The organism is Azospirillum sp. (genome assembly GCF_035628975.1).
Taxonomy (GTDB): Bacteria; Pseudomonadota; Alphaproteobacteria; order Azospirillales; family Azospirillaceae; genus Azospirillum.
Window position 1 is genome coordinate 122,657 of the sequence record NZ_DASPIS010000122.1, and the last position, 11,816, is coordinate 134,472.

The 11,816-nt window shown below is 67.5% G+C and carries 11 protein-coding genes and 1 tRNA gene; 6 read left to right on the top strand and 6 right to left on the bottom strand.

Annotation, left to right across the window (positions count from 1 at the left end):
* Nucleotides 1-2: 2 nt before the first annotated feature.
* From VD964_RS26275 to VD964_RS26295, 5 genes are all read right to left on the bottom strand, one after another.
* A complete protein-coding gene (locus tag VD964_RS26275; protein WP_324871416.1) occupies nucleotides 3-1,700 on the bottom strand; it encodes a methyl-accepting chemotaxis protein in 1,698 nt (565 codons plus the stop codon).
* 137 nt (nucleotides 1,701-1,837) lie between these two features.
* Nucleotides 1,838-1,913, bottom strand: a tRNA-Lys gene (locus tag VD964_RS26280).
* A gap of 141 nt (nucleotides 1,914-2,054) precedes the next feature.
* Nucleotides 2,055-2,618 carry a pantetheine-phosphate adenylyltransferase gene (gene coaD, locus VD964_RS26285; protein ID WP_324871417.1) on the bottom strand — a complete coding sequence of 188 codons (564 nt, stop codon included), beginning with the start codon at nucleotides 2,616-2,618 and terminating at the stop codon, nucleotides 2,055-2,057.
* A gap of 25 nt (nucleotides 2,619-2,643) precedes the next feature.
* The gene (gene gyrA / locus VD964_RS26290) at nucleotides 2,644-5,460 is read right to left on the bottom strand and encodes a DNA gyrase subunit A (RefSeq protein ID WP_324871418.1); all 2,817 of its coding nucleotides are present in this window, start codon (nucleotides 5,458-5,460) and stop codon (nucleotides 2,644-2,646) included.
* A 148-nt stretch (nucleotides 5,461-5,608) separates the two neighbouring features.
* Nucleotides 5,609-6,967: an MATE family efflux transporter gene (locus VD964_RS26295; protein ID WP_324871419.1), complete on the bottom strand. Its 1,359-nt coding sequence runs from the start codon at nucleotides 6,965-6,967 to the stop codon at nucleotides 5,609-5,611.
* 273 nt (nucleotides 6,968-7,240) lie between these two features.
* Between VD964_RS26295 and VD964_RS26300 the strand changes: the two genes are divergently transcribed.
* Complete coding sequence (locus tag VD964_RS26300; RefSeq protein WP_324871420.1) at nucleotides 7,241-7,426, top strand: entericidin A/B family lipoprotein; 186 nt, start codon at nucleotides 7,241-7,243, stop codon at nucleotides 7,424-7,426.
* Between the two features lie 68 nt (nucleotides 7,427-7,494).
* Nucleotides 7,495-7,683, top strand: a complete 189-nt coding sequence (locus tag VD964_RS26305; protein WP_149223526.1) for a hypothetical protein — start codon at nucleotides 7,495-7,497, stop codon at nucleotides 7,681-7,683.
* 27 nt (nucleotides 7,684-7,710) lie between these two features.
* Here the strand turns inward: VD964_RS26305 and VD964_RS26310 are convergent, their stop codons facing one another.
* The gene (locus VD964_RS26310) at nucleotides 7,711-8,517 is read right to left on the bottom strand and encodes an alpha/beta hydrolase (protein WP_324871421.1); all 807 of its coding nucleotides are present in this window, start codon (nucleotides 8,515-8,517) and stop codon (nucleotides 7,711-7,713) included.
* 192 nt (nucleotides 8,518-8,709) lie between these two features.
* Between VD964_RS26310 and VD964_RS26315 the strand changes: the two genes are divergently transcribed.
* Genes VD964_RS26315 through VD964_RS26330 form a run of 4 tightly spaced genes read left to right on the top strand, consistent with a single transcriptional unit; the run spans nucleotide 8,710 to nucleotide 11,794 of the window.
* Nucleotides 8,710-9,171, top strand: a complete 462-nt coding sequence (locus VD964_RS26315; RefSeq protein WP_324871422.1) for a cupin domain-containing protein — start codon at nucleotides 8,710-8,712, stop codon at nucleotides 9,169-9,171.
* A gap of 11 nt (nucleotides 9,172-9,182) precedes the next feature.
* Nucleotides 9,183-9,707, top strand: a complete 525-nt coding sequence (gene cobU / locus VD964_RS26320; RefSeq protein WP_324871423.1) for a bifunctional adenosylcobinamide kinase/adenosylcobinamide-phosphate guanylyltransferase — start codon at nucleotides 9,183-9,185, stop codon at nucleotides 9,705-9,707.
* Complete coding sequence (gene cobO / locus VD964_RS26325) at nucleotides 9,704-10,327, top strand: cob(I)yrinic acid a,c-diamide adenosyltransferase (protein ID WP_324871424.1); 624 nt, start codon at nucleotides 9,704-9,706, stop codon at nucleotides 10,325-10,327. The genes cobU and cobO overlap by 4 nt, the downstream gene beginning before the upstream one ends.
* A gap of 3 nt (nucleotides 10,328-10,330) precedes the next feature.
* Nucleotides 10,331-11,794 (top strand): cobyric acid synthase, encoded by a 1,464-nt coding sequence (locus tag VD964_RS26330; protein WP_324871425.1) that lies wholly within the window; start codon nucleotides 10,331-10,333, stop codon nucleotides 11,792-11,794.
* Nucleotides 11,795-11,816: the final 22 nt, after the last annotated feature.

Consider the following 11,816-nt stretch of genomic DNA (forward strand, 5'->3'; position numbering starts at 1 on the left):
TGTCAGGCAGCCTTGATGTCGCTCAGGAAGGTTTCGACGTCTTCGCGCATCAGTTCGGCTTGACGCGACAGCTCTCCGGCAGCGGTCAGAACCTGGCCGGCGGCGTTGCCGGCTTCGCCTGCGGCCTGGGTGACCTGGAAGATGTTGCCCGTGACTTCCTGCGTGCCGGCGGCGGCCTGCTGGACATTGCGGGAGATCTCGTTGGTCGCGGCACTCTGCTCTTCGATCGCGGCGGCGATGGCCGTCGTAATGTCGTTGATGCTGCCGATGGTGCCGCCGATGCCGGAGATTGCCGTCACCACGCCTTGCGTCGTCTGCTGAATGGCGCCGATCTGGCTGGCGATGTCCTCCGTCGCCTTGGCGGTCTGGCCGGCCAGGCTCTTCACCTCGCTGGCGACGACGGCGAAGCCCTTGCCGGCCTCCCCGGCGCGTGCCGCCTCGATGGTGGCGTTCAGAGCCAGCAGGTTGGTCTGGCTGGCGATGTCGGTGATCAGGCCGACCACCTCGCCGATCTTCTGCGCGGCATCGGCAAGGCTGCGGACCGCTTCGCTGGTCTGGGTCGCCTCATTCACCGCCTTGCCGGCGATGTCGGCGGAGCGGGAAATCTGCGACCCGATCTCGCGGATGGAGCTGGCCATCTCCTCGGTCGCCGTGGCGACGGTCTGGACGTTGGCGCTGGTCTGCTCGGCGGCCGACGCGACCACGGTCGCCTGGGCGCTGGTCTGCTGGGCCATCGCCGACATGCTGTGGGCGGTGGCATCCAACTCCGACGCGGCGGCGGCCACGGTGCGCAAGGCGGCGCTGGAGGACCCTTCGAAAGCCGTCAGCAGTCGTTCGACGGCGGCGGTGCGGCGGGCTTTGGCCTGCTGCTCGGCGGCTTCGACGGCGGCAAGGCGTTCAGCCTCGATCAGCCCATCCTTGAAGACCTGCACCGCACGCGCCATGGCGCCCAATTCGTCCTTGCGCTCCGTGCCCTCCACCGCGACGCTCAGTTCCCGATTGGCGAGCCGGCCCATGATCCCGGTCAGACCGTGGACCGGCCGAACCACGGCCCCCAGGATCAGCAGTGCGGCGCCGGCACCGACCATCGTCGCCACCAGGATGGAGGCAATGATCCAGTTTCGGGATACGATGTAGATCTCGGCGCCACGGTTGGCAGCCGTCACGCCCTCGGACCGGTTGTACTGTACCAGTTCTTCCAGGAGAGCTTTGGCAGTCTGGAATTCCTGGCGCGAATCGCCGACGAACAGGTCGGAGAGGGCCACCGTTTCGTTCTTGCGAGCCAGAGGACGCAGTTTGTCGCGGCTGAGGGCGATATAGCGGCTGTAGGAGTCGACGAACTTCCTATAGGTCTCCGTTTCCCATCCCGGCATCAGCATGGGCTCGTAGGTTGCACGCCGTTCGTCGATCGTGCGGATGGTTCGGTCGAGGCTCTCCTCTTCCTTGCGGATCCGCGCCTCGTCCTGTACGGCGATCAGCGCCCCTTCATAGGTCCGGTAGGAATAGAAGGCGGCATAGAGTTCCGAGGCGGCAACGACGGAAGGCAGCCAATTGTCGCGGATTTCCGCGGCCTCGTCATTGACCGACGAAATGCGATTGATCGCAAACAGGCCCAGCACCGTGGTGCCGACCATAAGCACGGCAAACGCCGCGATCACCTTCGTTCGAACAGACGCGTTCCTCAACCAATCCATAGCCATCCCCCAGTCTCAACTGGTTCAGACTCTTAATAGGATCGGTACGACATAAAATTGGGGGTGACCCCTATCGGCTGAGGCTTAGCGACCATTGTGATCGATATGCCGCGACGAACTCTAAAAGGGGATGTTTGAAAAGATGGTGATCCGGGTGGGATTCGAACCCACGGCCACATGATTAAAAGTCACGTGCTCTACCGACTGAGCTACCGGATCATCCAGCGCGGCGGTGGGAAACTGGCCCCCGCCGGAAGTGGGCGCACCATAGAAAGACGCGCCCGAAAGGTCAACCATGGGCTTGATGGCGAATGCAGGATTTTGCCATCAAGCCCGCCTATTAAGCCCATAGTTTCGGGATCAGGTCTGGTTGGCCGTCGGGGTGGTGCCGTTGCCGGCTTCCAGCGCGAAGCGTTCGGCCAGCCGTTCGGCGACGCGCGGCGAGACGAAGTGGCGGATGTCGCCGCCCAGGCGTCCGATCTCCTTCACGAAGCGGGAGGAGATGAACTGGTGCTTCTCCGACGACATCAGGAAGATCGTTTCGACCTTCGGGTTCAGCCGCGCGTTCATGCCCGCCATCTGGAACTCGTATTCGAAGTCCGAGACGGCGCGCAGACCGCGGATGATGACCCTGGCGTTCATCTCGATGGCGAAATGCATCAGCAGATTGTCGAACGCCCGCACCTCGATGCTGGCCCCGCCGGCATTCAGCGCGGCCACGTCCTCGCGAACCATGGCGACCCGCTCGTCCGTGGAGTAGAGCGGCCCCTTGCCGGCATTCCGGGCGACGCCGATGATCAGGTGGTCGACCTGACGGGCGGCGCGCTGGATGATGTCCATGTGACCGTTGGTGATCGGATCGAAGGTGCCGGGATAGACACCGATTCGACGACCCTGGCTGGTCTCGGTCTGGCTGGTCGCCATGGAAGTTCCCCTTTACGCCCTTCCGTTATTCGTTCGGCGCGGCGGTGTCGCCGGCATCGCCGACCGACCCGACCGAACCGTTGGCGTCACCGCCAGTCTCAACGCCCGTGTCGACGCCAGTCTCCCCGGCGCCGTTCTCGCCCACACCATTCTCGCCGTCTTCCTCGGCGATGGTGGCGACGGAGACCACGCGCTCTTCCGCCCCCACGCGGAACAGCGTGACACCCAGCGTCTTCCGGCCGGCCACCCGCACGTCGTGCAGGGGCATGCGGATCACCTGGCCGCCGTTGGTCACCATCATCACCTGATGGTTCGATTCGACCGGGAAGGCGGCGACGATGGACCCGTTGCGCTCGCCCATCTCCATGTTCCAGATGCCCTGGCCCCCGCGGCCGGCGATGCGGTACTCGTAGGACGAGCTGCGCTTGCCGTAACCGCGGTCGGAGACGGTCAGAATATACTGTTCCTTCTGTTTCAGTTCTTCGTACCGCTCCTGCGTCAGGGTGACGCTGTCCGCCGGCACGTCGTCGGCTTCCGGCGCGGCCTCACCCTCCATCTCCAGCCCTTCGTCGCGCTTCATCTTGAAGAAGGCGGCGCGTTCCTCGGGCGTGGCGTCGACATGGGTCAGGATCGACAGCGACACCACCTCGTCCCCGTCGGCCAGCTTGATGCCGCGAACGCCGGTGGAGGTGCGGCCGGCGAAGACGCGCACGTCGTCCACGGGGAAGCGGATGCACTTGCCGCCGCGAGTCGCCAGCAGGACGTCGTCCAGGGCCTCCGTGCAGGTATGGACGCCGATCAGCCGCTCGCCTTCCTCCTCCAGCTTCATGGCGATCAGGCCGTTGGAGCGGATGTTGGCGAAGTCGGACATGCGGTTGCGGCGCACGTTGCCCTTCGACGTGGCGAAGACGACGTGCAGATCGGCCCAGGCGGCCTCGTCCTCCGGCAACGGCAGGACGGTGGTGATGGTCTCCCCGTCGATCAGCGGCAGCAGGTTGACGAAGGCCTTGCCGCGCGCCTGCGGGTTGCCCAGCGGCAGGCGGTAGACCTTCAGCTTGTAGACCATGCCGCGGTTCGAGAAGAGCAGCAGCGGCGTGTGGGTGTTGGCGACGAACAGGTCGCTGACCGCGTCCTCCGCCTTCATCGACATGCCGGCGCGGCCCTTGCCGCCACGCTTCTGCGCGCGGTAGGTCGACAGCGGCACCCGCTTCACATAGCCGGACTGGCTGACGGTGACGACCATGTCCTCGCGCTGGATCAGGTCCTCGATGTCGGCCTCGAACTCCAGATCCTGGATTTCGGTGCGGCGCGGGTTGCCGAACCGCTCCTTCATCTCCACCAGCTCGTCGCGCAGGATCCCCATCAGCTTCGGCCGGTTGGCGAGCGTGGCGAGGAAGTCGGCGATCTGGTCGGTGACGTCGGTCAGTTCGGCGCCGATCTTGTCGCGCTCCAGCCCGGTCAGGCGGTGCAGACGCAGGTCGAGGATGGCGCGGGCCTGGACTTCCGACAAGCGATAGGTGTTCTGCGGGCTGACGCCGCGGCCCGGTTCGTCGATCAGCTCGATCAGCGGGCCGACGTCATGGACCGGCCATTCGCGGTTCATGATCTCCTCGCGCGCCCAGACAGGATCCGGAGCGCTGCGGATCAACTCGATCATCGCATCCAGGTTGGCGACGGCGACCGCCAGACCGACCAAGGTGTGCGCCCGCTCGCGGGCCTTGCCCAGCAGGAACTCGGTCCGGCGGGTGATGACCTGCTCGCGGAAGCGGATGAAGGCGGCGATGATCTGCTGGAGATGCATCAGCTCCGGACGACCGCCGTTCAGCGCCAGCATGTTGACGCCGAAGGAGGTCTGGAGCTGGGTGTGGCGGAACAGCTGGGCCAGCACGACGTCGGGAACCGCGTCGCGCTTCAGCTCGATCACCACGCGCACGCCGTCCCGGTCCGATTCGTCGCGCAGGTCGGAGATGCCCTCGATGATCTTGTCGTTCACGACCTCGCCGATGCGTTCCATCAGCTTGGCCTTGTTGACCTGATAGGGGATCTCGGTCGCGACGATGGCGGTGCGGTCCTTGCGCACCTCCTCGAAATGGGTCTTGGCGCGCAGGATGATCGAGCCGCGCCCGGTCTGCAGCGCCGCCCGGCTGCCCGACCGGCCGAGGATCAGGCCGCCCGTCGGGAAATCGGGACCGGGCACATGCTCCATCAGCTCTTCGAGCGTGATGTCGGGGTTGTCGATGTAGGCGCAGCAGGCGTCGATCACCTCGCCCAGATTGTGGGTCGGGATGTTGGTCGCCATGCCGACGGCGATGCCGCCGGCGCCGTTCACCAGCAGGTTGGGGAAGCGCGCCGGGACGACGGTGGGCTCGCGGCCCGAATCGTCGTAGCTGGCCTGGAAGTCGATCGTGTCCTTGTCGATGTCGTCCAGCAGCGCTTCCGCCGCCTTGGCCAGACGCGCTTCGGTGTAGCGCATGGCCGCGGGCGGATCGCCGTCCATCGAACCGAAATTGCCCTGGCCGTCGATCAGCGGCAGGCGCATGGAGAAGTCCTGCGCCATGCGGACCATGGCGTCGTAGATCGCACTGTCGCCGTGCGGGTGGTATTTACCCATCACGTCGCCGACGATGCGCGCCGACTTCTTATAGGGCTTGGTCGAGTCGTACCCGCCCTCCTTCATCGCGTAGAGGATGCGCCGGTGCACCGGCTTCAGCCCGTCGCGGACGTCGGGCAGGGCACGGCTCACGATCACGCTCATCGCGTAGTCGAGATACGATTTCCGCATCTCGTCTTCGATGTTGATCGGCGCGATGTCGGAGGCGGGAGGAAGGGGCGTATTGCTCAAGCAGGACACTCATTCTTCGAATGCGCCGCCGCTTTAGGAATCCGCGGCAGTCACTGGCCTTGCGGGCCGAAGGTTTTGCCCAGGAAATATAGCAACTCTCGCAATTGCACACAACGATTCGGGGCCGAAAAGCCCCGTCAATGTCGGTTCAGCGCCGGCTCAAACGCGCGAATCGCAGCGACAGGATCGTCACCGATACCAGGCTGGCGATCAGGATTCCCTCGAACAGCCCATGGGCGCCGTGGCCGAGACCGAAAACGAGGAAGGCCGACACCGGAATCATCACCACCGCGTAGGAGAAGAAATGCAGCGCGGTCGGGACCCAGGCGTCGTGACGGCCGCGCAGCGCGTTCGCCATCACCGTCTGGCCGCCGTCGGCGATCAGGATCCAGGCGGCGAAGGCGATCAGCGGCACCACCGCCTCCAGCAGTTCGGGGTCGTTGGTGTAGATGGCGCCCAGCGCCTCGGGCAGGCTGCGGTAGAGAATGCCGACGCAGGCCAGGATGGCGCTGGTGACGCCGAGCCCGGTCCAGCCCGCCAGCACCATGTCGCTGCGGTCGCCGCGGCCATAGGCCACGCCCACCCGCACCGCCGTCGCCGACGCCAGCCCGACAGCCGCCATGAAGGGCAGGGCGGTCAGGTTCAGACCCACCGTGTAGGCGGCCAGCGCGAGCGGGGAGATCATGCCGGCGAACAGGCCGAGTGCGGCAAAGGCGCCGCTCTCCACCCCGATGCTGAGCCCGGCGGCATAGCCGAGATGGCGCTGGCGCGCCGCGCCGCTCCACCAGTCGGACACCGGCAGCCGGACCTGCCAGCGGTCATGGTCGCGCATCCACCAGACATAGGCGACCAGCCCCAGCCCCATGCCCCAGCGCACGATGGTGGTCGCCCAGGCGGAGCCGACGGCGCCCAAAGGCTCCAACCCGACATGCCCCCAGACCAGCGCCCAGGCGAGGGCGCCGTTGACGATGTTGCCGATCACCATCGCGACCATGCCAGGCAGCGGCCGCTTGACGCCCTCCAGGAAGAAGCCGGTGGTGATGTACAGCATCATGCCGGGCGCCCCGAGGCCAAGCACGGCCAGCACATGGGCGCCGCCCGCCGCCATGTCCGGCGTCTGGCCGCCCGCCTGGAACAGCGGATCGCCCAGCAGTGAGACCAGCGCGAACAGCACGCCCAGCAGCAGCGCGTAGGGAACGGACCGGCGCCATGCCCGTCCGCATTCCGCATCGTTGCCCGCGCCGAAGGCGTGGGCGGTGATCATCACCGTGCCCATCAGCAGGCCGACGCCGGTGCCGACCATGATGTTGCCCGGCAGATGGGCCAGCCCGTAATAGGCCAGCTCCTGCGCCGAATAGCGGCCGACGATGGCCGTGTCGACCGCCATCATCACCATCAGCCCGGCACGGGAGACGATGACCGGCGCCGCCAGCCGCAGCAGCTCGCCGATGTGGGCGGCGAGGCGCGCGCGCAACGGTTCGGGCGTGGGCAGGGTGGCGGTGCTCATGACGGGACCTGTGTCGGCATCGGGGAAGCGGGCTCGGCCGCGCCGCCGGACCGTAAAGGCTGGCCGGAAAGCGGGCAGGCTGCGCAAAAGCCGGTCATCTTGCCCGGTGGGCGTACCGCGTCAAGGCTTTCGGGCGCCTCGAAAGGACCGTTGCATTCCCTGCATGGCCGGATGGGCTCCCGCGGAACCAAGCCGCCGCCGTCCCGTTGTCAGAAACAGAGACGAACGACGCCCGGACAGCCACCCATCCCCCCTTCACACCGGAGAGACGCCATGCACCACGCCAAGAACCGCCGGCAGCGCGCCACCGCCCGCGCCATCCCGTTCCCCGCGCGTGAATTGGTGATCCTGACCTTCCTGATGGCGCTGGCGGCAATGCTGACCGGCTGCAACACGGTGGAAGGCGCCGGACAGGACGTGCAGGCCGGCGGCCGGGCGATTGAACGGACGGTCGATTGAGGCGTTATCCCAGGGACATCCCCCCAGGGACATCCCCCAGGGCCATCCCCGACCCAGGAGTTTTCCGAATGAGCGACCAGCAGAAGCCGTCGACACCCGGCGAGATTCCGCCCCCCTCCAACCCGAATCCGCCGCAGCCCGACCGGCCGACCACGCCCGATCCCTATCCGGTGCCCGACAACCCCGACGTGCTGCCGGAAATCCCGCCGCCCGCCGACGAGCCGATGCCGGGCATGCCGAACCCGACGACGGCGTGAAGGACGTGAGGGGGCGCACTCGCCCCCTCAACCCACCTCCGCCGTCACCGTCGCCGAGACCCATTGCTCGACACGCTCGGCGACCGATTGCCAGTCCTGTTCCAGCATCATCGCGTGCCCCATTCCCGGCATGAAGACCGGTTGGGTGCATAGCGCCATGGCGGTGGCGATCACCTCCGCGCGCGGGAACAGCAGATCCTCCTCAGCACCCATCACCATCACCGGCGTGTCGCGCGGCGGCAGCACGGGGAAGGGGATCCAGCCGCCGATGTCCAGCAGGACCCGGCGCGACTCCTCCTGCAGATAGGCTTCGTACTTGGCGGCCTCGGCGCGCGGCATCTTGTCGGAGAACATGGCCCGGCGGATTGCGTCCGGGTCGATGGCCTTTTCGCCGAAGGTGGTCAGCATCGCCATCTGCTGGAACACATAAGGCGACCGCCAGGCCAGCCCCATGGTGGAGGACCACAGGCCGTAGGGCGGGGCCGACGCCATCAGCACGCCGCCGGCGAAACGGCGCTTGGCCAGCGCGCGCTGGACCACCATGCCGCCCATGGAATGGCCGATCAGCACCGGCTGCGCCGACAGCCCGTCCGCGGCCTGCAGAACGTCCTCCACATAATCGGCGATGCCGAACTCATGCAGACGGTCGCGCCCCTCGCTGTTGCCATGGCCGCGCAGGGAGACGGCATGCGCCTCCCACCCGCGCGCAGCGAACCAGGGCAGGAAATTGGCATCCCAGATCCAGGCACCGCTGAAGGCGCCGTGGACGAACAGAAGCGGCGGCGCCTTCGGCGTGCCGGCGGGGCGGCGGCTGATGATTTCCAGATTGGGCATCGGATCGCAGGTTGTGATTTCGCGTTGCGGTAAGCATGGTGGTCGTGGAGGCGGCTGTCCAGCCGTGACCCCTTCAACCCTGGCCCGCAACCCTGTTCCACAACCCTGTTCCGGAAGGGGACTTGCGCCGTTTGACGCAGCCCACCCGGTTTGCGACAGTCCGGACCCGCAAAGCTAAACCGGAGACCGCCCGTGCCGAAACCGCCGGTCATCGATCCAGCCGCCCTGACCGCCGACACCGGCGCCACCGACTATCCGCAGCCCTTCCGGGCGCAGGTGGCCGGGCGGCATCGGGTTGCGCTTGGCGATCCGCTGGGGCTCACCAATTTCGGCGTCAATCTGACCCGGCTGGCCCCCGGAGCGTCGTCGGCGCTGCGCCATTGGCACAGCCGGCAGGACGAGTTCGTCTATGTGGTGGAGGGCGAGCTGACCCTGGTCACCGACGCGGGCGAGACGCTGCTGACCGCCGGCATGTGCGCCGGCTTCCCGCATGGCGTCGCCGATGGTCACCGCCTGATCAACCGCAGCAGCCGGCCGGCCAGCTACCTGGAGGTCGGCGACCGCAGTGGCGGCGATGAGATCGATTATTCCGACGAGGACATGGTCTGGCGCGACGGCGCCTATCACCACCGCGACGGGACGCCCTGGAAATGAAGGCTGGGGACATGACGGCTGACCTGACGCTGGTGCTGGGCGGCGCCCGCTCCGGCAAGAGCCGCTATGCCGAGGGGCTGGTGACGGCGCTGGGCGGGCCCCGCGTCTACATCGCCACCTCGCAAATCTGGGACGCGGAGATGGCGGAGCGGGTGGCGAAGCACCGCGACGACCGCGGCCCCGATTGGACGACGGTGGAGGAGCCGCGGGACCTGACAGGCGCGCTGCGCCGTCACGCCGCTGCCGGCACCGGCGTGTTGGTCGATTGCCTGACCCTGTGGCTGACCAATCTGATGATGGCGGAGGCCGACATCGCGGCAGAGACCGGCGCGCTGGTGGAGCTGCTGCCGACGCTGCCGGGCCGGGTGGTCCTGGTTTCCAACGAGGTCGGGCTCGGCATCGTGCCCGACAATGCGCTGGCGCGCCGCTTCCGCGACCATGCCGGCCGCCTGCACCAATCCATTGCGGCCGTTGCGCCGCGCGTCGTGCTGACCGTCGCCGGTCTGCCGATGTTCGTGAAGGGAAGTCCCGCATGACCGACAGCACGGCTGATGCCGAGGAACTCAACCGCCGCCATGCGGAGAAGATGAAGCGGCGCAAGGCGCTGCAGGAGAGGGCGCTCGCGTCCAAGACGGTGGAGAAGGGCCTGCTGATGGTCCACACCGGCAAGGGCAAGGGCAAGTCTACCGCCGCCTTCGGCCTGATGATGCGGGCCGTCGGCCACGGCATGCGCGTGGGCATGGTGCAGTTCGTCAAGGGCGCCTGGTCCACCGGCGAGACCGTGGCGCTGGAGTGTTTCGAGGATCTGGTCGATTTCCACACGATGGGCGAGGGGTTCACCTGGGACACCCAGGACCGCGCCCGCGACATCGCCGCCGCCGAAGCCGCCTGGGCCAAGGCGAAGGAATTGATGGCCGACCCGCGCTATCGCCTGATCGTGCTGGACGAACTGAACATCGTGCTGCGCATGGACTACTTGGCCCTGGACGAGGTACTGGCGACGCTGGCCGCCCGCCGGCCGGACCTGCATGTCTGCATCACCGGCCGCAACGCCAAGCCGGAACTGATCGCCGCCGCCGACCTCGTCACCGAGATGACGCTGGTGAAACACCCGTTCGAGGCCGGGGTCAAGGCCCAGGCCGGCATCGAGTTCTGAACCATGCCGTCACGCGCGATCATGCTGCAGGGCACCGGCTCCGACGTCGGCAAGTCGCTGCTGGTGGCTGGGCTGTGCCGGGCGCTGGTGCGGCGCGGGCTGACCGTCCGGCCGTTCAAGCCGCAGAACATGTCCAACAACGCCGCGGTGACGGCGGACGGCGGCGAGATCGGCCGCGCCCAGGCGCTGCAGGCGCGGGCCTGCGGCGTGGCGCCCAGCGTCCACATGAATCCGGTTCTGCTGAAGCCGCAGTCGGACATCGGCGCCCAAGTGGTGGTGCGCGGCGTGGTGGTCGGCACCGCACGCGCCGCCGACTATCAGGCGCGCAAGCGCGAACTGCTGGGCACCGTGCTGGACAGCTTCGAGCGGCTCAAGGCCGAGGCCGACATCGTGGTGGTGGAGGGCGCCGGCAGCCCGGCCGAGGTCAATCTGCGGGCCGGCGACATCGCCAACATGGGCTTCGCCACCGCCGCCGACGTGCCGGTCCTGCTGGTCGGCGACATCGACCGCGGCGGCGTGATCGCCAGTCTGGTGGGCACCCACGCACTTCTACCAAAATCTGAACAGGAGCGGATCAAGGGCTTTCTCATCAACAAGTTCCGCGGCGATGTTCGCTTGTTCGATGAAGGTCTGCGGATCATCGAGAGCCACACCGGATGGCGCGGGTTCGGCGTGGTGCCCTGGCTGCCGGAGGCGGCGACCCTGCCGGCGGAGGATGCGGTTGCGCTCGACCGGCCGCGTGCCGCGGGCGACGGGGCATTGCGCGTGGCCGTGCCGATGCTGTCTCGCATCGCCAATTTCGACGACTTCGACCCGCTGGCGCAGGAGCCGGGTGTCGCGCTGACGATGGTGCGTCCGGGGCAACCGCTGCCGGGCGATGCCGATCTGGTGATCCTGCCCGGCACCAAGGCGACCATCGCCGACCTCGCTTTCCTGCGGGCGCAGGGCTGGGACATCGACCTGATGGCCCACTGGCGGCGTGGCGGCCGCGTATTGGGGATATGCGGCGGCTATCAGATGCTGGGGCGGCGGATCGCCGATCCCGACGGCATCGAAGGCCCGCCGGGGGAGGCAGTGGGGCTTGGACTGCTGGATGTCGAGACGGTGCTGAAAGGCCCGAAGGTGCTGGAGGAAGCGCAGGGGCGTGAGCGTCGCACCGGCGCGGCGGTGGCGGGTTACGAGATGCACATGGGCAGGACCGATGGACCGGACCGGGCACGGCCGATGCTGGAGCTTGCGGATGGCATGACGGACGGCGCTGAGTCGGCGGATGGGCGGGTCGCCGGCTGCTACCTGCACGGGCTGTTCGCTGCGGACGGCTTCCGGGCGGCCTATCTGCGCGGGATGGGAGGCGGGTCGGAGTTGGGCTACGGGGTGGCCGTGGAGCGGGCGCTGGATGCGGTCGCAGACCGGCTGGAGAGCGTAGTGGATGTGGACGGACTTTTGGCGGTGGCGGAGGGGGCTTGAGGGGATAGTTACGGGCGCCCCC